This window comes from Phenylobacterium glaciei, assembly GCF_016772415.1.
Taxonomy (GTDB): Bacteria; Pseudomonadota; Alphaproteobacteria; order Caulobacterales; family Caulobacteraceae; genus Phenylobacterium; species Phenylobacterium glaciei.
On sequence record NZ_JAGSGD010000003.1, the window covers coordinates 121,247 to 145,360 of the forward strand.

At 63.5% G+C, this 24,114-nt stretch carries 27 protein-coding genes; 9 read left to right on the forward strand and 18 right to left on the reverse strand.

Annotated features, from left to right (window positions below; translation table 11 throughout):
* Nucleotides 1-164: 164 nt before the first annotated feature.
* The 9 genes from JKL49_RS20785 (at nucleotide 165) to JKL49_RS20825 (ending at nucleotide 12,700) form a co-directional block, all read left to right on the forward strand.
* Nucleotides 165-545, forward strand: a complete 381-nt coding sequence (locus tag JKL49_RS20785) for a surface-adhesin E family protein (protein WP_215343353.1) — start codon at nucleotides 165-167, stop codon at nucleotides 543-545.
* 851 nt (nucleotides 546-1,396) lie between these two features.
* On the forward strand, nucleotides 1,397-1,765 hold the full coding sequence (locus JKL49_RS20790; protein WP_215343354.1) for a hypothetical protein: 369 nt from the start codon (nucleotides 1,397-1,399) through the stop codon (nucleotides 1,763-1,765).
* 370 nt (nucleotides 1,766-2,135) lie between these two features.
* Complete coding sequence (locus tag JKL49_RS20795; protein ID WP_215343355.1) at nucleotides 2,136-2,639, forward strand: hypothetical protein; 504 nt, start codon at nucleotides 2,136-2,138, stop codon at nucleotides 2,637-2,639.
* On the forward strand, nucleotides 2,629-3,078 hold the full coding sequence (locus JKL49_RS20800; protein ID WP_215343356.1) for a hypothetical protein: 450 nt from the start codon (nucleotides 2,629-2,631) through the stop codon (nucleotides 3,076-3,078). Before JKL49_RS20795 ends, JKL49_RS20800 begins: the two co-directional genes overlap by 11 nt.
* 552 nt (nucleotides 3,079-3,630) lie before the next feature.
* Complete coding sequence (gene mads1 / locus JKL49_RS20805; RefSeq protein ID WP_249778382.1) at nucleotides 3,631-3,810, forward strand: methylation-associated defense system helix-turn-helix domain-containing protein MAD1; 180 nt, start codon at nucleotides 3,631-3,633, stop codon at nucleotides 3,808-3,810.
* Between the two features lie 3 nt (nucleotides 3,811-3,813).
* A complete protein-coding gene (locus tag JKL49_RS20810; RefSeq protein ID WP_215343357.1) occupies nucleotides 3,814-7,089 on the forward strand; it encodes a helicase-related protein in 3,276 nt (1,091 codons plus the stop codon).
* Nucleotides 7,086-7,781: a DUF4391 domain-containing protein gene (locus JKL49_RS20815; protein WP_215343358.1), complete on the forward strand. Its 696-nt coding sequence runs from the start codon at nucleotides 7,086-7,088 to the stop codon at nucleotides 7,779-7,781. The genes JKL49_RS20810 and JKL49_RS20815 overlap by 4 nt, the downstream gene beginning before the upstream one ends.
* A 13-nt stretch (nucleotides 7,782-7,794) precedes the next feature.
* Nucleotides 7,795-9,657, forward strand: a complete 1,863-nt coding sequence (locus tag JKL49_RS20820; RefSeq protein WP_215343359.1) for a site-specific DNA-methyltransferase — start codon at nucleotides 7,795-7,797, stop codon at nucleotides 9,655-9,657.
* A gap of 10 nt (nucleotides 9,658-9,667) precedes the next feature.
* Nucleotides 9,668-12,700 carry a type III restriction-modification system endonuclease gene (locus tag JKL49_RS20825; RefSeq protein ID WP_215343360.1) on the forward strand — a complete coding sequence of 1,011 codons (3,033 nt, stop codon included), beginning with the start codon at nucleotides 9,668-9,670 and terminating at the stop codon, nucleotides 12,698-12,700.
* Nucleotides 12,701-12,750: 50 nt separating this feature from the next.
* On the opposite strand, the gene JKL49_RS20830 is transcribed toward JKL49_RS20825, so the two are convergent.
* From JKL49_RS20830 to JKL49_RS20915, 18 genes are all read right to left on the reverse strand, one after another.
* Entirely contained in the window at nucleotides 12,751-12,945 is a 195-nt protein-coding gene (locus JKL49_RS20830; protein ID WP_215343361.1) for a hypothetical protein, read from the reverse strand.
* A gap of 65 nt (nucleotides 12,946-13,010) precedes the next feature.
* Nucleotides 13,011-13,547 (reverse strand): TIGR02594 family protein, encoded by a 537-nt coding sequence (locus tag JKL49_RS20835; RefSeq protein WP_215343362.1) that lies wholly within the window; start codon nucleotides 13,545-13,547, stop codon nucleotides 13,011-13,013.
* Between the two features lie 16 nt (nucleotides 13,548-13,563).
* Nucleotides 13,564-13,773, reverse strand: a complete 210-nt coding sequence (locus JKL49_RS20840; protein ID WP_215343363.1) for a hypothetical protein — start codon at nucleotides 13,771-13,773, stop codon at nucleotides 13,564-13,566.
* 97 nt (nucleotides 13,774-13,870) lie between these two features.
* Nucleotides 13,871-14,341: a hypothetical protein gene (locus JKL49_RS20845; protein WP_215343364.1), complete on the reverse strand. Its 471-nt coding sequence runs from the start codon at nucleotides 14,339-14,341 to the stop codon at nucleotides 13,871-13,873.
* A 65-nt stretch (nucleotides 14,342-14,406) separates the two neighbouring features.
* The gene (locus JKL49_RS20850; protein ID WP_215343365.1) at nucleotides 14,407-15,297 is read right to left on the reverse strand and encodes a hypothetical protein; all 891 of its coding nucleotides are present in this window, start codon (nucleotides 15,295-15,297) and stop codon (nucleotides 14,407-14,409) included.
* Nucleotides 15,298-15,300: 3 nt separating this feature from the next.
* The gene (locus JKL49_RS20855; RefSeq protein ID WP_215343366.1) at nucleotides 15,301-15,750 is read right to left on the reverse strand and encodes a hypothetical protein; all 450 of its coding nucleotides are present in this window, start codon (nucleotides 15,748-15,750) and stop codon (nucleotides 15,301-15,303) included.
* A 12-nt stretch (nucleotides 15,751-15,762) separates the two neighbouring features.
* Nucleotides 15,763-16,338 (reverse strand): hypothetical protein, encoded by a 576-nt coding sequence (locus JKL49_RS20860; protein ID WP_215343367.1) that lies wholly within the window; start codon nucleotides 16,336-16,338, stop codon nucleotides 15,763-15,765.
* Nucleotides 16,338-17,249, reverse strand: a complete 912-nt coding sequence (locus JKL49_RS20865) for a hypothetical protein (protein ID WP_215343368.1) — start codon at nucleotides 17,247-17,249, stop codon at nucleotides 16,338-16,340. The genes JKL49_RS20860 and JKL49_RS20865 overlap by 1 nt, the downstream gene beginning before the upstream one ends.
* Nucleotides 17,250-20,162, reverse strand: coding sequence for a hypothetical protein (locus JKL49_RS20870; RefSeq protein WP_215343369.1), 2,913 nt, complete (start codon nucleotides 20,160-20,162; stop codon nucleotides 17,250-17,252).
* Nucleotides 20,163-20,180: 18 nt separating this feature from the next.
* A complete protein-coding gene (locus JKL49_RS20875; protein ID WP_215343370.1) occupies nucleotides 20,181-20,396 on the reverse strand; it encodes a hypothetical protein in 216 nt (71 codons plus the stop codon).
* An 86-nt stretch (nucleotides 20,397-20,482) separates the two neighbouring features.
* Nucleotides 20,483-20,857 carry a hypothetical protein gene (locus JKL49_RS20880; protein WP_215343371.1) on the reverse strand — a complete coding sequence of 125 codons (375 nt, stop codon included), beginning with the start codon at nucleotides 20,855-20,857 and terminating at the stop codon, nucleotides 20,483-20,485.
* Nucleotides 20,858-20,861: 4 nt separating this feature from the next.
* A complete protein-coding gene (locus JKL49_RS20885) occupies nucleotides 20,862-21,287 on the reverse strand; it encodes a phage tail tube protein (protein WP_215343372.1) in 426 nt (141 codons plus the stop codon).
* Between the two features lie 19 nt (nucleotides 21,288-21,306).
* Entirely contained in the window at nucleotides 21,307-21,714 is a 408-nt protein-coding gene (locus JKL49_RS20890) for a DUF3168 domain-containing protein (protein WP_215343373.1), read from the reverse strand.
* Nucleotides 21,714-22,361 carry an HK97-gp10 family putative phage morphogenesis protein gene (locus JKL49_RS20895; RefSeq protein ID WP_215343374.1) on the reverse strand — a complete coding sequence of 216 codons (648 nt, stop codon included), beginning with the start codon at nucleotides 22,359-22,361 and terminating at the stop codon, nucleotides 21,714-21,716. Before JKL49_RS20895 ends, JKL49_RS20890 begins: the two co-directional genes overlap by 1 nt.
* Nucleotides 22,358-22,687: a phage head closure protein gene (locus JKL49_RS20900; protein ID WP_215343375.1), complete on the reverse strand. Its 330-nt coding sequence runs from the start codon at nucleotides 22,685-22,687 to the stop codon at nucleotides 22,358-22,360. The genes JKL49_RS20895 and JKL49_RS20900 overlap by 4 nt, the downstream gene beginning before the upstream one ends.
* Nucleotides 22,688-22,691: 4 nt before the next feature.
* Entirely contained in the window at nucleotides 22,692-23,102 is a 411-nt protein-coding gene (locus tag JKL49_RS20905) for a hypothetical protein (RefSeq protein WP_215343376.1), read from the reverse strand.
* A gap of 88 nt (nucleotides 23,103-23,190) precedes the next feature.
* Nucleotides 23,191-23,757 carry a head-tail connector protein gene (locus JKL49_RS20910; RefSeq protein ID WP_215343377.1) on the reverse strand — a complete coding sequence of 189 codons (567 nt, stop codon included), beginning with the start codon at nucleotides 23,755-23,757 and terminating at the stop codon, nucleotides 23,191-23,193.
* On the reverse strand, nucleotides 23,757-23,951 hold the full coding sequence (locus JKL49_RS20915; protein ID WP_215343378.1) for a hypothetical protein: 195 nt from the start codon (nucleotides 23,949-23,951) through the stop codon (nucleotides 23,757-23,759). The genes JKL49_RS20910 and JKL49_RS20915 overlap by 1 nt, the downstream gene beginning before the upstream one ends.
* Nucleotides 23,952-24,114: the final 163 nt, after the last annotated feature.

The following is a 24,114-nucleotide window of genomic DNA, read 5'->3' on the forward strand; positions in this document are numbered from 1 at the left end:
TTCGCAAGTCCCGATAACAATGTTTTACAAATCAAGAGGCTGTCCTCGCTATGGGGGACACCCGGAGATTGTGATCATCCACAATCCGGGTATAGCCAGCCTTGCCGCCGAGCTGCCGATGGCCGCTCCTCCTGATCGAAAACAGGAAACATCAGGAGATTTTCATGCGCCGCCTCATCGTCCTTGGACTGAGTGGCCTGTCGCTCGCCGCCGGCGCCGCCCAGGCCCAGGCCTGGACCCCGCTGACCGCGACCGGACCCGAGACCATCTTCTATGACCCCGCCACCGTGACCCGCGCGAACGGCGTGGTGACCGCCGTCATGCGGGCGGAATTCAACCCGCCCCAGGCGTCGGGGTCGGTCATGGTCAGCGCCATGGTGGAGAAGATGTCCATCAACTGCGCGGCGAACGTCTATTCCGACCTTGGCAATATCGCCTACGACGCCACGGGCGCGGTGCTCTGGAACAATCCGGCGTCGGGCCCCGCCAAGCCGATCACGGCGGGGTCCGGCGCGATCGCCATCCAGGCCAAGGTCTGCCCCTAGGCGTGGGGTCGGTCGGCCGTCCGCGATGACGGGGCTTGGAGAGCGACCCGCCCCTACATCCCGTGCATCCCCATGTGGTCGCAGCTCACGGTCGGGTTCATGTCGGCGAAGGCGCCTTGGGGGTGGGCTTCCAGGCCCAGACGTGCGGCTCGTAGAAGGGGTTCAGGCCATAGCGGTTGGGGGCGCGGCGGACATGTGGGCCGAAACCCGCTGCCTGCAGGATGGGAGCACCTTCCGGAACCTCGCCCACCCGCCGTTGACATAGTGGACCCCCATGGCCCCGATCCCGCTGGTGTAGGGGATCAGCCCTCGGCCACGGCCACGGCGACCTTCACATCGTTGAACCGGCTGTTGGCGGCCCGCACCTGCTCCACCAGGGGATTGGCGGTCGCGGCGACCGCGCCACCCACCCGCGAACAGGGAAACCAGGGTCAGCGCCCAAGCAAACGTCTTCATGGATCTCTCCTTGGCCCGTGGATCGAGCCGGGAGCGTGGTCTAGCTGGACCAGAGCTGGCCGTGAGAGGCGATGAGGCCAATTGCCGGGGGTGATCGCGCACTGCCAACCCCCTGGTCTGCCTTAGAAGTGACCCAGTTGTTCTTGGTTTGTTCTTTACCTTTTGCATATGCTGTGAGATGGTGCGCGATCCCTGCGAGAACTTTCCGGCTCCGCCCGCCTACCCCGAGGCCTCGATATGAAGAGTTGGCAGGGAAAGGCGCTTGGCTTGAAGAAGTATGGCCTGTCTGAACGAATTTGGCATGGAAGTCCCGCACCGCTTAAAGCACGGGTTGGAGGTGTCGGGGGCAGCACCGGGGGCCTGCTCTACTCCGATCCCGATGATGAGAATGCTCAGTGAAGATCAGGCCGAACGCCGAGTTTTGCGCCGCGTTTCCCGACGATGCGATCTGGGATGATAACGGCGAGCTTGTCCAGGCCGGGGGACGCAACGTGGCAGAGATGTTAGCTGAGGTTCTTCGGCGGAACGCTTATGAGGTGACGTCGCCGAAGCATCAGCACGAGCACGGATGGGATTTCGAGGCGAAGACCCGGCGCGCGAAATTCTGGCTTCAAGTGAGCGACGGCGGCGACGAATTCTCGCTCATGACCCAAGACTGGACCCTGCGGCTTTGGCCTGATCGGACCCATCATGCCGGGCTGCTTGATATATTGGACTTGGCGATGCGGCAGGACGGGCGATTCAGCCAGATCAGATGGAGCTGACGACAGGTTCCTGGAACTCCTAGCCCGGTGAACGGCTCGTGGCGGAGGACGCAGTGCGCCGCCAACCATTCTCTGCTTTTCCCTGTTTTGATATTTTATCTTCCGCCGAATGGCGCGCGCCTGGCGCCGCGTCGGTGGGCTCGCCCCAGAGAATGGCCTGTTCGTCGCCGGCATGTACGTTGGGGCATGGGAAATAGCGCCCCAAGAACAGGGAGTCGTGCCTCGCCGAACAGGGATCCCTCAGCGGAAGAGCAGGACAGTATCTCGACCGGTCAGGAGAACATCTGCGGGCAGCACGACACCCGTCGCCGGCGCGCCGTCACTGGGCACTAATCTTGCAGGTTGAGAACAAAGCACGTACGACTTGGTTGTGTCAGACGCAGATCCTCCCAACGCGGCCTCCGATCCGGGCTTCTTCGACGGCCGGCTGATGATCGATATCCTTGGTTGGGATTGGAACATGCGCATTGCGATTGGCGACCACCCAGTGGCTCGACCGCAGGGGCGGACCCATGGCCTTGAGTACGGTCGCGACTTCACTATCCACGGCCGCGTCCGCGCACCCCGCGAACTTCGCGGCAAGGAGATGAAAGTGACGCTGTCACCGTTTGGGCCGAGGGTGCGCTTTGGACAGAGAGGCCTGCAGCAGGTGGGCGCCTTGGCCGAGTTGCCCCCAGGCTCCGACTTCGCCTTTGAGGCGATGCTCATGTTGCCCGAAGACGCGATTGCCTCCACCGCAACGTCCTTGGCGTTGAGCTGGAAGCATCTCCAGATTCGGATCGGCGACGGCGGTCCCGGGAGCACGAGCATCGTCGCCTACGACTTCCACGCCAGAATTCCCCCAAACCTCGAAGCCTGGGCGAATGCTGACTAAAGCGCGGCTAGACTTCCTCATCGAACTGCGTGGCTACGACGGCGGGCTCGGCCTTATGCCTTGCCCGCCGTCGGTCCCGAAGGCGCACCGCTTTCAAAGCGGTCTCATCTACTCTCGAATGATCGAAATCGAGGGTCGTGTGCTTGCGCCTGACGGTTTGGCCGACCAGCGGATGCGCATCTGGCTAGACCAACTGGAGAGCTGGCACTTAAGCCGAAGTGAGCCGCCGCATATCGGGGACATCTACGATCGGACCGGAGAGGTCCCCGGCGGTGGTCTGGAGACCACGCTCTACATTCCCAAGGATGCGTGGCTCACCGCCATTAGTTGCCTCAGCACAGTCTGGCGGCGTCTCAGGCTGACGGGAGCCGATGGCGACGGTCGAGGCATGCGCCTCGTCGACTTCTCATTCTCTTCGAGCAGCCTGCCTGCTCGTTGAGGATGACCCACTACCGGCCGGGCGGGCCAAATCTCAGCGCTGGCGTACCGACTTCCCCAGTCGCGCTGCAGTACCCCAACCGCCCCGCATAGGGCCACCGAGCCCACCGCGCGCCTAAGCCGATGGCCGGCGAAATTCGTCCTGCGCCTCGAAAACTATATGGCCGCTCAGCGGGCTGGATTCGAACTGCTCTCTACGGTCGGCAAATTCGAACAGGGGCACTCCGGTCGTGACGCGCGGAGAATGGGCCCTTGGAAACCACCGCCAACGGCCCCAAATGGCGCCGGAGAACGCGGAGTAACCATCGCGAATCCACGCCAACCGCCCGGAATGTTGGAGGTATTTCGACTTCCAGAAAGTCGGATGAAAACAACTAGTTATGGCTGGCGGTGGAAGAGCACCTGAAGGCGAACTCTCGCCCGCCCCATTGGCCCGGCCGGTCGCTACCCGTTGATTTGGTGGTGCGTTACGCCCGTTCTGATTGCAGTTGCCGACCACCCTGGTTTTCCCTATTTTCTCAAATACGGACAACCCTCCCGATGGAGTCGGCAATTGCAGGGCGACGTGATGACCATCAAGGAGGTGTCCGAGTACCTCAAGCTGGCCGAAAAGACGGCCTATCGCCTGGCGGCCGAAGGCAAGATCCCCGGCTTCAAGGTTGGCGCTTCCTGGCGTTTCAGGAAGAGTGAGATCGACCGGTGGATCACCGCGCAAGAGCGTGGTGAGGCCTGACAGATGAAGATCATTGATAACGTCAATTCGCTGCTGGGCGATGATCTCAAGGGCTCGCTCGCCAAGGGTTCGAAGCTCAAGATCGCGGCCTCGTGCTTCTCCATCTATGCCTACGAGGCGCTGAAGTCTGAGCTCGCCCGGATCGACGGTCTGGAGTTCATCTTTACGGCCCCGACCTTCGTGCCGACCGAAGTTACCGACAAGGTGAGCAAGGAGCGGCGTGAGTTCTTCATCCCGAAGGCCAACCGCGAGAGCAACCTCTACGGCTCGGAATTCGAAATCCAGCTCCGCAACAAGCTGACGCAGCGCGCTGTCGCCCGCGAATGCGCCGATTGGATTCGCAAGAAGGCCAAGTTCAGGTCGAACAAATCAAAGGCCCCGATGCAGCAATTTGTCTGCGTCACCGGCGCGACAGACGATGTCGCCTACATGCCCCTGAACGGCTTCACCGCGGTGGATCTTGGCTACCAGCGGGGCGACGCCGTCTCCAGCTTCGTCAACCGGTTTGACGAGGCTGTTCACACCGGAACCTACCTCCAGCTCTTCAACCAGATTTGGACCGACCCGACGAAGCTCGAGGATGTTACGGCAGCGATCTGCGACCACATCGAGTCCGTCTACCAGGAGAACTCGCCCGAACGCATCTACTTCCTGATGCTCTACAATATCTTCAATGAGTTTCTCGAAGACATCGACGAAGACGTCCTGCCCAACGATCGCACCGGGTATCAGGACAGTCTGATCTGGAACAAGTTGTTCAATTTCCAGCGCGACGCCGCGACAGGGATCATCAACAAGCTGGAGACTTACAACGGCTGCATCCTCGCCGACAGCGTTGGCCTGGGTAAGACGTTCACGGCGCTTGCCGTGATCAAATATTACGAGCTCCGCAATCGGTCTGTGCTGGTGCTTTGCCCGAAGAAGCTGTCCGACAACTGGTTGAACTACAACACAAACCTGAAGACAAACATCTTCGCCAAGGACCGCTTCAACTACGACGTCCTCTGCCACACCGACCTTTCGAGGAACTCAGGCGTCTCCCACGGCATCCCGCTCAACCGGGTGAACTGGGGCAACTACGACCTCGTGGTTATCGACGAGTCCCACAATTTCCGGAACAACGATGCGTTCAAGGAAAAGGAGACCCGGTACCAGAAGCTGATGAACCGGGTCATCCGCGACGGCGTGAAGACCAAGGTGCTGATGCTGTCGGCGACGCCGGTGAACAACCGGTTCAACGACCTGCGCAACCAGCTGGCGCTCGCCTATGAGGGCCAGTCCGAGGCGCTGACGAAGAAGCTCAAAAGCAAGAATAGCGTCGAAGAAATCTTCCGCCGCGCCCAGGCGGCATTCAACGCGTGGTCCAAGCTCCCCAACGAGGAGCGTACCGCACAGGCCATTCTGCAGGCCCTGGACTTTGATTTCTTCGAGCTGCTCGACAGCGTCACCATCGCCCGGTCGCGCAAACACATCGAGACGTTCTACGACACCACCGACATCGGGAAGTTTCCGGAACGCCGCAAGCCGCTGTCGTTCCGCTGCCCGCTCACCAGTCGCCCCGGCGTGATGGACCTGAACGGCATCGTGGCCCAGCTCACCCTGCTCAAACTCGCGGTCTACGCGCCGATCAGCTACATCCTGCCCAGCCGTCTCAGCAAATACGAGCAGCTCTACGACACCCAGGTCGAGGGCGGCCGCGGCAAGCTCCGACAGATCGACCGCGAGCGCAGCCTGCAGGCGCTCATGACGACGAACCTGCTCAAGCGGCTGGAGAGCTCGGTTGAGGCCTTCCGCCTGACCCTGAAGTCCCTTCAGGCCAACCTGAACAAGACCCTAGACGCTATCGCCGAATTTGAACGCAATGGCGGCTCCCTGAAGGTGTCTGACTACACCGCAGACTTTGAGGACATGGAGCCCGAGGACGACGAGTTCGGGGACCTGGGCGACTTCAAGGTCGGGGGCAAGATCCAGATCAGCCTCTCGGACATGGACGTCCAGTCCTGGCAGCACGACCTGCGCTCAGATCTGTTCCTGATCGAGGAGCTGACCCGGGAGATGGAGCTGATCACGCCTGAGCACGACACCAAGCTCCAGCATCTCAAGACCCTGATCGCGAGCAAGATCGAGGCCCCGCTAAACCCGGGAAACAAGAAGGTCCTGATCTTCACGGCCTTCGCCGACACCGCCAACTACCTCTATGAAAACATCGCCGCCGAGCTGCTGCGCACGAAGGGTCTGCATACCGGGCGTGTCACCGGCTCCGATGGGCCGAAATCGACCTTGGCCAAAGGCTATGACTTCCAGTCGCTGCTGACGCTGTTTTCGCCGCGATCGAAGGAAAAGGCTGCCATCCTGCCCGAGGAGCCGGCCGAGATTGATATCCTCATCGGTACCGACTGCATCTCCGAGGGCCAGAACCTTCAGGACTGCGACTACCTCGTGAACTACGACATTCACTGGAACCCGGTCCGGATCATCCAGCGCTTCGGCCGTATCGACCGCATCGGGTCACCGAACAGCCAGATCCAGCTGGCGAACTATTGGCCGGACATCAGCCTCGACGAGTACATCAACCTGAAGGAACGCGTCGAGAACCGGATGGTGATCGCTGACGTGACGGCGACCGGTGACGACAACGTCCTGACCGCGAAGAGCAGTGAGATCGCCTACCGCAAGGACCAACTACGGCGCCTCCAGGACGAGGTCATCGAGCTGGAAGACGTCAAGACCGGCATCTCGATCACCGACCTGGGTCTGAACGATTTCCGGATGGACCTACTCAACTATGTGAAAGCCAACGGCGAGCTCGAGAATGTGCCTCGCGGCATGCATGCCGTGGTACCGGCGAAGCCGGAACTGGGCCTGCAGCCGGGCGTGATCTTTGCGCTGCGCAACATCCACGACAGCGTGAACACCAACCAGCAGAACCGGCTGCATCCCTACTACCTGGTCTATATCGGCCGGGACGGTGAGATCATTGCCGACCATACGGAGGCCAAGCGCCTGCTCGATCTGGTCCGCACGAGCTGCAAGGGCGAAGACGAGCCGATCCAGGCCGTCTGCCGGCTCTTCAACGAGCAAACCCAGGACGGCCGCAACATGGCCGCCTATTCAGATCTGCTCAGCTCTGCCATCCGATCGATGATCGAGGTGAAGGAAGAAAAGGACCTGGACAGCCTGTTCAGCGGCGGCAGGACCACGGCGCTCACGAACACGATCGCGGGGCTCAGCGACTTCGAACTGGTCGCCTTCGTCGTGATCCTCCAGGCCGCGCCATGACGGCAGGCCTGTTCGACTATCCCAGAAGTGCCGCGTTCGGCCGGGTACTGCCAAAGAACAAGATTTATGAGCACGCTGGCGCCAGCGCGGGGCTGAAGCAGCTGTTCGTCACCCAGGTCGACCAGATTGTGTGGCGGTTCAAGCTGGCTCCTGAGACCATCAACCTGGCCGCTACCGCGTCTGTCTCGGAAATCCAGATCTTCGAAATTAGCCTGCGGACCGGCTCACCGGATGAGGACATTCTGCGGGCGATCGACCGGGCTATTCCGTTCCCGATCATCTTCGAACTGACCTGGTCCGGTAAGCGGCGCGCGACGGCCGCCTTTAAACGACCCAGCGAAGCCGACACCTCGAAGTGGGTGATCAGTGAGTATTTCTCGACCGACTGGACCAGCGAAGGTGGGCCGCGAGATGCGCTTCCCGTGGCCCTCGACCTCGGGGGGCTCTACGACAAGCTCCTGACGGCGATGATGCCAGCCCAGGTCCGGACGGACGGCGCTATTCAGGAGCGTGTCGCTCGGCTCGAAGCGGTCCGGGCGCAAGCCCGTGAAATCGAGCGGATCACATTGCGGCTCAACCGCGAGAAACAATTCAACAAACGCGTAGCGATCAACGCCGAGCTACGCGTCGCCAGATTGGAAATGGAGCGGCTCACCCGGGCAAACGCACCGATGGCGGCCACGAGTGAGTGAGGGGATGACGACGATGGACAAGCTCAAGATGCACAGCCCGAACCTGACGGACGAGAATGTCGCGAAGATCCGCGATCTTTTTCCAGGCTGCGTCACGGAGGCGGCGGATGAGACTGGCAAGCTGCGGTTGGTGGTCGATTTCGATCAGCTTCGACAGGAACTGAGCGATCATCTCGTACAGGGCGGGCAGGAAAGATACCGGTTGGATTGGCCGGGAAAGCGGGAGGCATTAGCCACAGCAAATGCACCTATTGCGAAAACATTTCGCCCATCTCGAGACGATAGTCTGAATTTTGAGTCGACCAGTAATCTGTTCATTCAGGGCGACAATCTAGACGCTCTTAAGATTTTTCAGGAAACATATCTTGGAAAAGTGAAAATGATCTTCATTGATCCCCCGTACAATACTGGGAATGATTTCATATATGAGGACGATTTTTCGCAGGGAAGCGAAGAATTTCTGATTATGTCGAATCAGAAAGACCAATCTGGAAACCGTCTTGTTGCCAATACAGACAGCAATGGGCGATTTCATTCGGATTGGCTGTCAATGATGTATGCGCGATTGAAGTTGGCGCGAAATATAATGAGCGCAGACGGCGTGATATTCATCAGTATTGATGATGGTGAAGTTGGCAATCTTCGAAAGTGTTGCGACGAAATATTCGGAGCAGACAATCTTATTGCGAATATAATATGGCAGAAAAAATATACGAGAGCCAATGACGCGAGGTGGTTTTCGGACAACCACGACCACATACTTTGCTATGCGAAACAAAAGATTGGGATGTCGCTAAATTTGCTTCCGAGGAATGAGGCTCAGCTTGCCGCCTATAGTAACCCTGACGGTCATTCAAAGGGAGTCTGGAAAGCGACCCCACTTCACGCAAAGAGCGGAACGAACGCGACTTCGTTTACATTCAGAAACGGAATTGAATGGACGCCGCCGACTGGCACATTTCGCCGCTTTAATGACGCTGCATTAAAGAGAATGGACGAGGACGGGGAAATCTGGTTCGGCGCGGACGGAACACAGACACCCTCTCGGAAAAGCTTCCTTTCAGAGGTCAAGGACGGCGTAAGCCCCGTCACGATTTGGCCCTACGATGAAGTGGGACATAACCATGAAGCAAGTAACGAACTAAAATCCCTCGATCTTGGCGGATTATTCAATAATCCGAAACCAACAAGACTCATTCAGAGAGCATTAGTCCTCGCTACAGGTAGTGAAGACATTGTTTTGGATTTTTTCTCTGGCTCTGGAACGACTGCGCAGGCTGTATTTCAGCAGAACGCTATCGATGGCGCGAATAGAAAATTCATTCTCGTGCAATTACCGGAAGAGACGGAATCGTCTAGTGCGGCTAGGAAGGAGGGCTTCGAAAACATTGCTGACCTGGCAATGGAACGCGTCCGTCGCGCGGGCGCTAAAGTACTAGAGACCTCGGGTCACCCGGAGTGGAAAAAGGACGTTGGTTTTCGCGTCCTTAAAATCGACACGTCGAATATGCAGGACGTCTTTTACCGTCCCGACGAAGTTAGCCAGGTCGATTTGCTCACTGCGATCGACAACATCAAGCCAGACCGCACCCCTGAGGACCTGCTCTTCCAAGTGCTGGGGGATTGGGGCGTCGATCTGACGCTGCCCATCCGCCGCGAGACGATCCAAGGCAAGACGGTGTTCTTCGTAGACAACAACGCCCTGGCTGCGTGCTTCGACAGCGGCGTAACAGAGGAGCTGGTCAAGGAGCTGGCCGGCCACGAGCCGCTGCGTGTGGTCTTCCGCGACAACGGCTTTGTATCGGACGCCGTTAAGATCAACGTCGAACAGATCTTCCGCCAGCTCTCTCCCGCCACCGACATCAAGTCGATCTGAGGGGGTCGGCATGAAGCTCAAATTCAAGGTCCAGCCCTATCAGACTGATGCTGTGGAGGCAGTCGTCGACTGCTTTGCCGGGCAGCCGATGACAGGTGGCGTCGCTTACAGGATCGACCCCGGCCGCAAGGCGCAGACCAGCGCCTTCGAGGAAGGCTTCAAGAATGCTGATCTCCAGCTGACCGAGCTTCAGGTTCTGGCCAACATCAAGGACATCCAGCGCCGCCAGAACCTGCCCATGTCGGACAGCCTTGTCGCCAGCGCGGGGTGCAAGTTCAACCTCGACGTGGAGATGGAGACAGGGACCGGCAAAACATATTGCTACATCAAGACCATGTTCGAGATGAACAAGCGATATGGCTGGTCCAAGTTCATCATCATGGTCCCGAGCATTGCGATCCGGGAGGGCGTCTATAAGTCCCTCCAGATCACCGCGGAACATTTCACCGAAAGCTACGGCAAGAAGGCGCGCTTCTTCATCTACAATTCAAAGCGCCTGCACGAGCTGGAAAGTTTTTCGTCTGACGCCGGCATCAACGTCATGGTCATCAACATCCAGGCGTTCGCCGCCAGGGGTGCTGACAACCGCCGGATCTACGACGAGCTGGACGACTTCCAGTCTCGGCGGCCCATCGATGTGATCGCCAGCAACCGGCCGATCGTGATCCTGGATGAGCCGCAGAGGATGGGAGGCAGGGCCACGACGGAGTCCCTGCCGAAGTTCAAGCCGCTGATGATCATGCGCTATTCGGCGACCCATATAACGCAGCACAACCGGATTCACCGTCTGGACGCTTTGGACGCCTATAACCAGAAGCTGGTGAAGAAGATTGCGGTGCGCGGCATCCAGACACGCGGTCTGGCAGGCACCAATGCCTACCTCTACCTCGAAGGTATCGACATCTCAAAGAAGGCGCCGGTCGCGCGCATCGAACTGGAGGTCAAGCTTAAGACCGGCGAGATTAAGCGCCAGATCCGGCGGCTGGAATTCCGCGACGACCTGTTCACGCTGTCCGGTGACCTCGATCAGTACCGGGGCTTCACCATCTCCCAGATCGACTACAACAACGACACCGTCGAATTCACCAATGGCGTGACCCTGTCGGCCGGCGAGGCCACCGGTGACGTGTCCGAGCGGGATATCCGTCGCATCCAGATCCGGGAGACGATCAAGGCGCATTTCGACAAGGAAAAGCAGCTTTTCTCTCAAGGCATCAAGGTGCTGTCCCTGTTCTTCATCGACGAGGTGGCCAAGTACCGCGACTACGATCAGGCGGACGAAAGGGGCGAGTATGCCCGCGTTTTCGAGGAAGAATATGAGCTCCTGAAGGCGGAATTCCTATCGGAGCTGGCGATCGACAACGAGGCCTATGTCAAGCACCTGGCCGGCATCGACGGCGCCAACACCCACAATGGCTACTTCTCGATCGACAAGAAGACCAACCGGCTGAAGAACCCTGATGTCGGGTCGAGGTCCGCCGATTCCGACGACACAGATGCCTATGACCTGATCCTGAAGGACAAGGAGCGGCTGCTGTCCTTCGCTGAGCCGACCCGGTTCATCTTTTCCCACTCCGCGCTCCGCGAAGGGTGGGACAATCCAAATGTCTTCGTGATGTGCATGCTGAAGCACAGCGACAACATGATCTCGCGTCGCCAGGAAGTCGGTCGCGGGCTTCGCCTGTCGGTCAACCAGGATGGCGATCGGATGGATAATCCGGCGGTCGTCCACGACATCAACGTCCTGACCGTGGTGGCCAGCGAGAGCTACAAGGACTTCGTCGGGGGGCTCCAGAGCGAGATTGCCGATACCCTGTCGTCGCGGCCGAGGAAGGCGACGGAGGCCTACTTCTCCGGCAAGACGGTCACGACCGAAAATGGTCCGGTTCAGATCACCCCGGCCTTGGCCAAGCTGATCTATCGGTACTTAGTGAAGAACGATTACACCGATGACACTGACCAGATTGCGGCCGGCTACCACAAAGCCAAGACCGCAGGCACGCTGGCGGCGCTTCCGGACGATCTAAAGCCCTACGCCGATCAGGTCTTCCAGCTGATCGACAGCGTGTTCAGCGACGCCCAATTGCCGAAGGTTGAAGACGGCCGGAAACCGAAGACCAACCCGCTGAACGCCAACTTCGACAAGAAGGAATTCCAGGAGCTATGGGGCCGGATCAACCGCAAGGCCGTCTATCGGGTCGAGTTTGATTCCGACGAGCTCGTTCGCAAATGCGTCGGTGCGCTCGATAGCCAGCTCCGGGTCACGCCGCTGCAATACACCGTCCAAACCGGAATTCAGAGCGACGAGATCACGGACGATCAGCTTAAGGCCGGCGACGGCTTCAAGGTCACCAATACGACCACCGAGAGCGGTGGATCGGTCTATTCGCAGGTAAAGTACGACCTGCTGGGCAAGGTCGCCGAAAACGCCCACCTCACCCGCCAGACTGTTGCGGAAATCCTGACCGGTATGGTGCCGAGCGTCTTTGCTCAGTTTCGCCAGAACCCCGAGCACTTCATTGCCGAGGCTTCCAGGATCATCTCCGAGCAGAAGGCCACGATGGTCATCGAGCGCCTCGCATATGACGGCGTCGAGGACCGCTATGACGTCGACATTTTCACGGCCAACCAGTCAGGGCAGGACTTCTCCAAGGTCGGCTCGAAGCTGAAGAACCATGTCTACGATTACGTCGTCACGGATTCGGATATCGAGCGGCGGTTCGTGGCGGAGCTCGATACGAGCGATGAGGTCGTCGTCTACGCGAAGCTCCCGCGCGGGTTCCTGATCCCGACGCCTGTCGGCGATTACAACCCGGACTGGGCGATCTCGTTCAAGGTCGGAAGCGTCAAGCACATCTATTTCGTGGCCGAAACCAAGGGGACAATGTCGTCCCTGAAACTGCGCGAGATCGAAAGCACCAAGATCGCCTGCGCGCGCAAGTTCTTCGATGAAATCGGCAAGCGCGTGTCCGCCGACCCGGTCCGGTATGATGTCGTTACGGACTACGGGAAGCTGATGGAGCTTGTTGGGGTGAGCCGGTGAGGCGGCGCGGCGACGTCTTCCTAAACACCGTGCTTCCCGCCGCCGCCATGCTACCCAATCCGCGCCTTGGCGGTCTTGCGAAACACCACCCCGCCAATACCCGTGATCGCCAGAACCACAGTCAGCACGTCGGCCTGGCTGAGGCCCTCAGGCAGCAGGCCAAGCGCACCCGCCACGCCCCAGGCGCTGCCGATCAGGCCGGTCCAGATAGCCTTGGATGTCCACCAGGGTTTGAGATCGTCCATGTCGCTTCTCCATAAAAGATGCCCGCAAAAGCGCGGGCGGTTGGGGCAGTTGATGAAGGGTGTGGTCAGGCCTCGTTGGCCGAGATCCCGCCGGAGGCCGCCAGCTGAACGGGGACGACGCTGGCCGGCTGGACCCGGTAGATCGGCCGGCGGATCGCGATGCAGCGGGTCTTCGCGATCCGGGTGATGCTGACCGCATCGGACTGGTTGCCGCCCAGCACATGAAAGGCGCCATCGTCTTCGCCGACATAGAGACCGACATGTCCGCCGCCCTTAGCCCGCGCAAACACCAGCACATCGCCCAGCGAAGCTTGCGGCGCGGCTACGCCAAACCGGCTCCAGCTTCGCGCCCAGAGCGGCTTGGCGGGCGCTGCTTTGCCGGCGCGCCTGGCGACCAGCGCCATGAACAGCCCGCACCAGGGCACGGCGTCGGATGAATAGCCCTTCGAGAGCCCGGCCTCCCTGGCCCAGTCCAGAATGAGTAGGTTGTCAGCAGGGCCCGGCGTCTCGATCGTGCCGTAGAGCCGGCGGGCGGCCTCCACCATCCTGGGCAGCGGGCGCACCTCGTCGAGCCAGCGATAGGCTGGAGGAAGCAGTGTCATCGATGTCTCCGGGAGGTTAGCGGGGCGCGAGGCCCTTGATCGCCGCGTAGATCAGCGTGACCGCTGCCACGAGGGTCGAGAGCCACTTGACGAACTTGACCAAGCCCGAGGCTGTCTTCCAGGCGGCCACCAGATCCTTCACATCGGTGCGCAGGGCATTGAGCTCAGAGCGGACCGCGGCGAGCTCGGCCTTGAACATGGTGGCGTCGTATTCGGGCTCGTCCATGGGCACGGCTCCTTTGATGGATTGGAGGTTCGTGTCGGCCGACGACGGCGACCGTTGCGAATGTCTGGACGTGCGTTGGTGCGGAACAGCCGTCAGGCTAGGTCGGCGGCGTCCCGGCAAGCACGCAAGCCCCGCGAGCCTGGGTAAGGATACCCAGAGACACCAGCAGGCCGACGCCTGCGGCCGTGTCGGGGTTGGCCAGGTCGATGATGTCGGTGGCGTCAAAGAGGTTGAGGAACACCTCGGCGGCGATCAGGGGTGCTTTCGTGGCGTCCTGATAGTCGGCGAGCGTGAGGCCCTGGACCTTGCGCGAGACAATGTTGAAGGCGACGCGTTCGCCGGCCGTCAGCAGCCGCCAGAAGTCCAGCTTCCTGATCTGCTGTGGCGGTCCGGGTGGCGGCTCCAGGATTTCCACCGGCACGAACGTCTCGCCGTTGAAGCCGAGCGCCGGGTCAGCCCACGACATGTCGGCGAGGCTCACGTCTTCAAGGCCGACCAGTTCGGGAGGTAGCGGGCCGGGCTGTCCGACGTTCGTGCCCGCCAGGGTTTTGCGCTGATAAACGATCATCAGAACCTACCGTAAATATTGAGGAGGCTTACGAAGCCAGGAGGGGGGGCGCTCGCCAGGTGGCCCTAGAAGAGCAGCACCCGGCCAAGCCCCAGGTTGGGGTTTCCGGCCGTCTTTCGGTCTGGGTCGGTGGCATTGCCCGGCGTCGAGCCTGAGCCCCCTATAAGCTGCCCATCGAGCACGAGGGCTGGGTCGAAATACCCCGAGCCGCCGCCACCCGATGCGCCTGCATAGTCCGAGCCCGCACCGCCGCCGCCACCGAAGTAGCCACCGCCGCCGGCACCCCCGGAATAGCCGCCGCCTCCCCCTTGATAGGCCGACCCCCAACTACCAGACGCTGCGTATAGGCCACCGCCGGCGCCACCGCCGCTGCCGCCCGCCGATTGCGAGCCGCCATAGCCACGATCATTGCCGCTGGTATCGGCCGTTCCGTTCTGGCCCACGGAGCCCCCGCCCGCGCCGCTGGTGGCGGGGCTGGCCCCGTAGCCGTCAGATCCGCCGCCGCCAGCGATGAGGACGCTCTTGCCGTCCGACACGCGGCGAATGCCGCTATAGCCTCCGCCTCGCCCGCCGTACTGGGCCGCGCCGCCGCCTCCCTGGTCGACGAGCAGATTGTAGGCGACGTTGATGGGGAGTTGAAAAGAGCCCCCCGCAAAGCCCCCTGCCCCGGGGTTGGCGCCATTGCGATCTTGCCCACCCGTGCCCCACAGCTTGGCGCGCGTCACGAACGCCCCCAACGGGGTTACGACCACCACGCCTGCGGCGTTGATGTTCAGGGGTCCGTCTTTGTCCAGGTCCCAGAACAGCTTGCCGTTGATGGCCACATCGAGGGCGAATGTGCGGGAAGGCTTCTTGCGCTGGTCCAGGCCCTGGCGCGCAAAGCCGACCAGCCCTGCCCCTCTGGCCGTGGCTGCGAACTTCAGGGCAGAGGGCTGGAAGCCGTTGAAGTCGGCCATGACCTAGTAGGCCCCGCCTTCGGCGCGGCCGACGATGCCGGTGTTGGTGACGCCGGTCGCCAGCCAGAGCTGCTCGCCAGCCGCCAGGATCAGGGGGCTCGCGTCGCTGAACCCAAAGTCGGCCTCGGTCTGCTTGGTGGTCTGGGCCACAGTGTAGGCCGGCATGAGGGCCGACTTGATGAAACGCTTCACGGTGCCGGCGGCATTGCCCACGAACAGTTGCAGCTCGGTGGCGGTCGTGGTGGCGCGCGCGAGCGCCGTCACCTTCGTCAGGCGAGCGCCGCGGGCCGGGATGCCTGTCGCTGCGTCTGACTGAAGGAACTGGACGGCGTTGGTGGGGGTGTCGGTGTAGTTGGTGTTGGCGGTGGTGACGACGGCGGTGAGCGCCAGAGGTGTCTGGGGCGTGACCAGGCTGTTGACCTGGATGCCGGCGGCATTGGTGTCGAGAGGCATCGGCAGGGTTCCTTAGAAAATGACTGCGGCGTTAAGGGCGAAGTTCCTGGCGCTGTTGAATTCAGAGGTCGTGGGGGCCGGTGACGGCGCGAACACCGACAGCACCAGCAGCCAGTCCGTGAACGGACCAATCGCTCCAAAAACGGTGTCGAGCGTGAGCGTCAGCGTCGTGCCACCTGAGAAGCCGGAGATCAGGCCAGAGCCCTGACTGGTGGGGTCGCTGGCGCGGATCAGCGTGGCCCGCTGGCCGTTTGCGAAGGTCCGGCCAGACTGCAGGCCGGTCAGGGATTTCGCACCCACGCTCAAGGTCACCGAAGTTGCGCAGGTCGACACAAGGGTAGATGTCCCGATGGCCACGACCGCAGCGGACTCGGCCGATACCCTTGCAGCCTCGGCTGAGGTCGCTGCTATCTCGGCCGCTGCGCCGTTGGCCTGAGCCGCCGCGCCCACCGCCGAGATCTGGGTCGAGAAGGCGGGCAGCGCCGCCATCATGGCGTCGGCCTTGGGCACGAACACCGCTGGCGCGTCGGTCAGGCGCTGCGGGGCCGTCGGCAGGGGTGTGACGGTGGGATTGGGGGTGATGGCCATCAGGCGATACTTTCAAGCTCGAGGGAGCAGAGGGACCTGTTGGGCGGCTGCGACATCTCGACGTTGAAGTCCTTGAAGAACCCCAGAACGACGGTCGAGGCGTAGGCGCCTGAGCCGATGTAGAGCCGCAGGGACGCCCGGCCCTCGGTGAGGGTGGCGATCACGCTGTCGAGCAGCCGGTTGTCGATTACGACCGCGAAGCTGGCCTTTTTTCGGAACGCGCGCTCCAGGACGTACTGGTTGCCGAAGGCGTCATCGGCCTTGACCGAATAGTCGCGGATACCCAGCTGCGCGCCCCAACGCGTACCCCCGATATCCTGCGAGAACCCCGCCACGACCACACCGAGCGCCACGGTGGCGCCGGTATCGGTCAGCGTCAGGGTCAGGGTGGAGCCTGCTCCCGGCGGCAGGTCGGTGATCACCAGCTCGGTGTCACGGCGGACGGGCTCGAGGAAATAGGCGTACCAGTCGGTCACCCCGCCCGGATCGGTGAGGCTGACGGTGCGATCAAACACCGCGCCAGCCAGGGGATCGCTCACCTGCACCCGACAGGTCGCGGCGGCCAGGCCAGCCAGATAGAGGGTGTCGGCGCGTTCGGTGCCCGGGAGGGCAAGGGTCATGGCGATGGAACTGGCCCGCGTCGTCAGCGATCCTACCGTCTCATCAAAGCAGGCCCAGCGGTTGGTCGCGCCAGTGGCTTGCCACCATGTCGAACTGGTGAGTGCCTCGGGGATCTTGTTCAGGTTGCCGGCCTGCAGCGAGACGAACCGCTGGTGGACGTTGTCGATCACCCGGTAGACCGCCGCGCTCAGGCCATAGGTGGTAGCACCGCTCCAAAGGGTCTCAGGCTCGGTGACGCTGGAACTGGTGAGGACGGCGTCGGTGATGGTGACGGGCCGGACGATCTTCATCTAGGCCGCGATGGTCTGGAAGGCGTTGCCGCCTCGGGTGACGTCATCGAGGGTGCGCGCCGTGGCCCCGGTGTTGATCACCATCTGGGTAAGGTAGGGCGCCAGTGCTGCTGCAATGTCCGGGGCCAGGTCAAATGCGGGCGTCGGCACGCCTGCGCTGGAGGTCGCGGCCGCGGCTGCGACGGCCGCAGCCGTAGAGGCGGGATCAAACGTCTGACCCTTGGCAGCCTGGGCATTGTCATTGGCAGCCTTAGCCACGGCGGCCATGGCCTTGGCCAGATCAGCAATGGCGTCGCGCACCGAGAGCACCGAGGCGTTGAGGGTCAGGTAGCCGGCCACCTGCTCTTGCAGGGCGGTGAGCTGCTGCTGGGCGACCCCGACCTGGCCCCGCGCTGCGACCTCGGCGGCCTGCACGGCAGCCCGCACGCCGGCCAGATCACGGGCGGCCACGGCGGCGTTAGGAGCTGCGGCGCGACTGGCCTCGAGCAGGGCGCGACCGGCGGCCGGCAAAGCCGCCAGACTGGCCTCGTCGGTTTTGCCCACCAGGGCGTCGAAGGCGGCGCGTGCAGCGGCCAGTTGCTGGCCGGGGTTGAGATCGGTCAGGACGCCGGAGGCCAGTTCGCGGCCGAAATCGGCCAGGGCCTCGGCGAGATCGGCGAACCGGTCGCGGACGCCCTCGATCGCCCTGGCCTCGCGATCATAGGCCTGCGTCAACACATCGCGCGCGTCGTCGCGTCGGCCCTCGGCGACCGCGAGCGCGGCCTCGTACTTCGCCTGCGCGGCCTCGGCGGCCTGGGAGGCATCGACCACGTCGTAGATGGATTGCTGCAGGGCGCGCAGCTCTGGCGGCAGGGCCTTCAGGCCATCCTCGCGGATCATCACTAAGGCCTGCGCCGACTGCCCGGTCGCCTCCAGCAGCTGTTCCTCAAGCGCGCGGCGTTGGCGCGCCATGTCGGCGGCCTTGGTCTGGACCCAGACCTGCTTCTGCAGCTCGGCATTGGCTGGCGACAGCGCCGCCAGCAGATCCTTCTCGCGCTCCGCCTGGGCGGCCAGCGCGTCACCCGAGGCCTCGATCACCTGGATCTCCAGCTCGCGCCTGGTCGAAGCTTCCTCGGCAGCCTTTCTCTGCGCCTCCAGTCGGGCCTGCTCGGCGGCCTGTTGCTTGGCCTGCTTCTTGGCCTTGGACGCACCAAAGAAACCGGTGATCCCGCCGATCAGGCCGCCCACGACAGCGCCGACCGGTCCAAAGGCCATGCCGGCGGCAGCGCCTGAAGCCGCCCCGCTCAGCGCCGCCCCGCCCGTGCCGCCGATCAGCTGACCGGCCGCCTGGGCGACACCGGCCACCGCGCCGAATTTCGTCGCAGCCGTCGCGCCCGCTGCGAACGCGGCCTTGATGCCCTTCAGCGCCTGGCCGGCACCCGCGATCACGCCGACGAAGTCGCCGGCCTTGAACGCACGCGCGGCACCGGAGAGCGCGTCGGTGATGCCGTAGAAGGCATCAGCGATCTGCTCCAGCGGCGTGCGGGTGTCTTTAAGCTTCTCAAGCTCGGCCGCCAGGTCGGCCATGCCGTTGGTGAGCGTCGGGTTGAGGTCGATGATCTTGCGTTGATTGCCCTCAAGGTCGCGCAGTTCATCGACGAGTCGTGCGGCATGGGCGGCCTCACTGAGGAAGCCTGCGGCCACCAGCGTTGAGGCCGCCGCCAGCAGTTCCTTCGAGCGGATCTGGTCGCTGGTCATGCCCCGCTCGCCGAAGGCCTTGTCCTCTGCCGCCACCAGGTCGAGCGCCGCCTTGACGGCCTTTTGCGCCTCCGTCTCGATGACCTTGACGGCCTTCTTTGCTGCGGCCGCACTCTCGGAGATGGGGGCCACGATCGCGGCGCTGTCGCGCTTGCCGGTGGCCGCGACCCGGGTGGCGGTCTTGGCCCAGACCTGGCCCACCCGGGCGGCCAGGGCGTCGATATCCAGAACCTCGGTGTTGAGGATCTTCCACGCGCTGGAGAAGTCCCCGGCCACCACCAGCTTTGTCGCCGCGACGACACCCTTGATGGTGTCGAACACAGCCTTGAACACCGCCCCCAGGATCACGCCGGTGGAGACCAGGCCGCGGATAGCGATGTCGAGCGTGGCCACGACCGCGCCCATGAAGTCGCCGTCCTTGGCGGCCGACACCAGGCTAGCGGAGACCACCTCAAGGGTGGGCGCAAGGCCGGCAGCGAGCTGGCGGGTGATACCGGTCGTGACCTTGCCCAGCCGGGTCAGATTATCGTTGAAGCCTTCGGCGGCGCGGGCTGCGGTCTCATCGATGGTGAGGCCCAGCGCGTCAGCCTCGGCGCGCATTTCAGCGAGACCTTTGGCGCCGGAGTTCAGTAGCGGGATCAGGTCGGAGCCTGACTTGCCGAAGATCTGCACGGCCAGCGCCGTCTTGCCCGCGCCGTCGGCCATATTGCCGAAGGCCCCGGCCACATCGGTGAATACCGCGTCGGTGCTGCGAAGTTGGCCGTTGGCGTCGGTGACGTCGATGCCAAGCGCCCTGAAGGCCGCCGCGGCCGGTTGCGCGCCGCCTGAGGCGACGCCGGCCATGTTGACGCCTAGCTTCTTTAGGCCACCGCCTAGCTGCTCCAGCGACAGGTCCGAGAGTTCGGCGGCGTACTGCAGTTGCGACAGGGCCGCGACGCCGACGCCGACCTTCTGGGCCATCTTGCCCATTTCATCGAGCGCGTTGAGCTGGCCCCTGACCGCCACGCTGATCGCCGTGGTCGCAGCTGCAGCGGCCACCGCCACCCCGGCCAGCGACAGCGCCGCGCCCTTGCCGAACCCGCCCAGCTTGCCCTGCGCCGACTTCAGCCCGCTTTCGAACTGACCGGTCTCGATGCCCAGGATCGCGCGCAGGTTTCCGATCACGCTTTGCGGCATGGCGGGCTCCTAAAACTCTTAGGTCTGGTCTCTGGCGTAGGCGGCGCGCCACAGGTCCATCCGGCGCATGATCTCGGTGGTTGGCAGCAGGCCTTCGGGCTCGGGCGGGTCGAGGCGCTCCAGCACCTTGGCCAGCGGTGTCATCTTCGACATGCCGACGAAGGCGCCGATCTGCCAAGCCAGGATCACCCGGTCGCGCTGCTCGCGCTTTGCGGCCCGGAGCCTGGCCTTCAACATCCGCCCGAACGTGCCGGGCGTCTGGTTCCAGAACTCATCAGGTTGGCCCAGGCCCAGTTCGCACCAAAGCTCGAAGCAGGCCTCTATGGTGTAGGCTTGCCCCGAGCCTTCCGAGGGGAGGCAGTGGTGCTCACCGCCACGTCGCGAGCGACCTCGCCCTGATCGAAGGCGGCGCGCACGCCATCACCGATCACCTTGTACATGGCCAGCACGCCGATCTCGGTAACGACCGCGTCGGTGTCGGTCTCGCTCAGGTGCGGCTGGAAGTGCTGCAGGCCGGCCCAGAAGATGAAGCCGATGTCGGTGAGCAGCAGCTCGTCCAAATCCTCGGCGATATCCAGGAAGCGGCGGTTGAAGCGGACCTCGCAGACCTTCTGGGCCGGAAAGGTCAGCACGAACACCAGGTCGCCGGCGGCGGTTTTTACGGGCGTCTGGCCCTTGATGGGATTGGCCAGCATCGGCTTAGCTCCGGACCGGCAGGCCGGCGACCTTGAGGGTCAGCTGGCCGGTGAGCGCGTCACCCGGCGAACTGGCCCCGGCCGAATATCCCTTCACATAGGCCGGGAAGGTGTCCTTGACGTTGCCCGGATATGTCAGGCGCGTGGCGCGGACCAGACCCGAGGCGCGCCAGGCCTCGATGAACTGGTCGGTGCCGCCGCCGGGCACCCAGTTGATGTCGAAGCTGATATCGCCGAAGTCGGTCATGCCCGGCAGATATTCCTTGGCCAGGCCAGGGCTGGACATATGGGTTACCTCGACGTCGTCGATCGAGGCGTCAGGCTTGTTGACGCTCTTGATTTCGAGGATCTCGGTGAAGACGGCCGAGCCCGGCGCGGTCTCGACTTCGAGCTTTGCGCCATAGGCGATTTTGGCGAGAGAGGCGGCCATTGGGGCTCCTTCTGGGGGTTCAAACGGTGGGCGACCAGGTCACCCGGACGTCCAGGGACGTGCGGTAGAAGTCGGTTGAGCCAGCGGCGTCGGGGCCGTCGCCGGCCTCGTCGTCGGCGCGCTCGTCGATCAGAAACACGCCTTGCCAGGGTGCGGCGGTCAGGGTGTCGATGGCGGCCTTGACGGCAGCGGCCAGCCGGGTCGCGCCGTCATAGGACGCCGCCCAGCAGTCGATCTGGACCAGGGGCGTGATGGTCGCGACGCGCCCGGCCTGGGTGTAGCTGTAGCCGCCGTCCAGGCGGTTGAGCGCGATGTAGGGCAGGTCCTGGCCCTGGGGCAGCCGCCCCCAAGCGATGGCTTCGGGCACGTTGATGATCGCGGCCACGCCGACGTTGGCCAGCAGTGCGGCCCGGAGCGCCTTTTCCATCAGGCCAGACGCTTCGCGGCGGCTTTGGCCGAGCGCTTGGCGGCGCGGGCCGCGGCCTCGGCCAGCCGGATGCGCATCGCCCCGGCGATGGCGCCCAGCACCTGCGCCGCCGTGGTGTCGAATGCCGGACGCATGAAGGCCCGAGGCTTCTGGCCCGGGTGATTGACCTCAGCGACGCGGGCGACGATGGCCCCTGGCCGACCCGCCCAGATCGAGAGCAACCCGCCCCCGCTCTTCGGCCGGATGACATGCGGTTTGGTTCCGAACTCGACCCAGTGCGCCCGGCTTGCCGGTCTGCCGCTTGGGCCGACATAGACTTCGACGCTGGCGGCTTCACCCTTTGCCGCGCGCTGGGCGGCGCGCATGGCGGAGACCGCGTCGCTGGAGCTGGCCCCAGACCGCTTGGCCGCGGCGTAAGCGGCCTTGCCGGCGCTGTTTTTCAGGCTCGCCGAAATCACGATACTGGCGCGCAGCCGGCCGGTCCGCGCGGGGACCAGTTGCCGAGCGCGGGCCGCCATGGGTTCGCCCGCGTCGATCAGCGCCTTCTTCAGTGCGGTCTTGGCGGTGCGGGCAGACGTCGAGGCGATCAGGGCTTCGAGCGCCCCGTCCAGTTCCTTCAGGCCTTCGAGGCGCACGGTGGTCTTCATCCGTCCGACCTCGCCGTCGCGGTGATCTCCAGACCGACCCCGTTCTCGATCGGCTTGACCCCATCGATGGCGTAGGTGCGCCCGGCGAAGGTCAGCTGGTCCTGGGCATTGAGGTCGGCCCAGGCGCCGCCTTTGAGGATGCGGAACCGGTCGGTGGCGCTGGCGCCCATCTGGGTGGCCCGCAGGCGCTCGCCGTCGCTGAGCGGCAGATGCTGCGCCCAGACTGTGGCGAGCGTCGTCCAGACGGTGACGCGCCCGCCATAGTCGTCGGTGGCGTTCGCCGCGCGCCGCAGCACGATGCGGCGGTTGCGGTCGCCTGCGCGCATCAGATTAGATCGTGATGCCGAGCGGGTTGATGTCCATCGACAGGATCGCGGCGGTCTTGCAGAGGCCCAGCATCTGCACCGTCTTGCCTGTGGTGAGGTCCGCCTGCGGGCAGATGCCGCCGGCTGTCGCCGAGACGAACACCGGCACGCCGGGCGTCAGGGTGGTTCCGAGTGCGATCTCCCCGGCGCTCTGGAAAATCAGCGGGCCATTGGTGTTGGCGCCCACGACGCAGATGCCTGCGGGCCGGCGCAGCGCCACGGTGGCGTTATCGTTGTCGGCCTTGACGTATTTGCTGGTGGTCGGGTCCAGGGCCACCGGCTGGCCGGCGGTGATCGCTTCGCCGGCGGTCCCCTGGTTGAGGATGGCGCCTGTGCCAGGCACGACGTTGGCAGCGACGATGGTGAAGTCGACCATGAGATGGGGTCCTTGTGTATGTGGGGGTCAGGCCGTGTCGGGTCGGGAGGTCCCGAAGGGCCGACGACCACGGCCCAGGCAAAAGCGATCAGAGCGCGTGACGGCGGTGCGGGCCCAACAGGGCCTCGACTCCGATCGGCAGCGGGGCCAGGCCAGAGTCGGCCACCGCCTCGCGGTTGGCGAACCAGTGGGCGACCAGCAGGGTCATCGCCGCGGTCAGGTCGGCGGGGACGGTTGCGGCGCCGGCGACATAGGTGATCAGCACCGAGCCCGGTTGTTCGCGGGTGGCGGGCCAGCTCTTGCCCCAGGCCGGAACGATGCGAGCCGGGCGGCAGGTGAGATCGACCAGGTAGTCGGACCCGGCCACGGTCTGGCGTGCGCCGCCCGCGTCCAGGTAGGTCAGGCTGGTGATCGAGGCGACGGGCCCGAACTCAAGGTCGATCTGCGCCGGCCAGCTGTCGAGACTGAGAACCCAGGTGGAGGTCTTCAGCGCCAGACCGCAGCCGGTGGGGCCCTCGACCATCCGCTGGGCCGCGGCCATCAGGGCGGTGATGGTCGCGTCCTCGGTGGCTTCGTCGACGCGCAGGTTCGCCTTGACCGTGGCCAGGTCCAGGGCCGCGGCCCCGGGCTGGCTGCAGGTCAGGCGCTGCCACATCAGGTGACGGCCTCTTCAGCAGGGTGCGTGGCAGGGGCCGGGCGTGGATCGGCCAGCGCCGGAACCTTCCGATCGACCCCCTCCCCGTCGCCGCTGGCGATCAGCTGGGCGGCGTCGGCCTCGGGGAGGTCATAGACCTCGCCAGAGAGCAGATATCGCTCCGTGGAGGCCACGAAGAGAACACGGACTTTCATGGGGATCTCGCTTTTGGATCAGGGTGTTGGGGAAGGGCCGGCGAAGCGGCTGGGCGCAGCATCCCGGCGCTATCGCCAAGGGCCCCAAGCTGTCAGCCGGGCGCCGGTTAAATGATGCCGCCAGCTAGGTCCGCTTCCAGCGCCCTGACCCAACGGGGAGAAA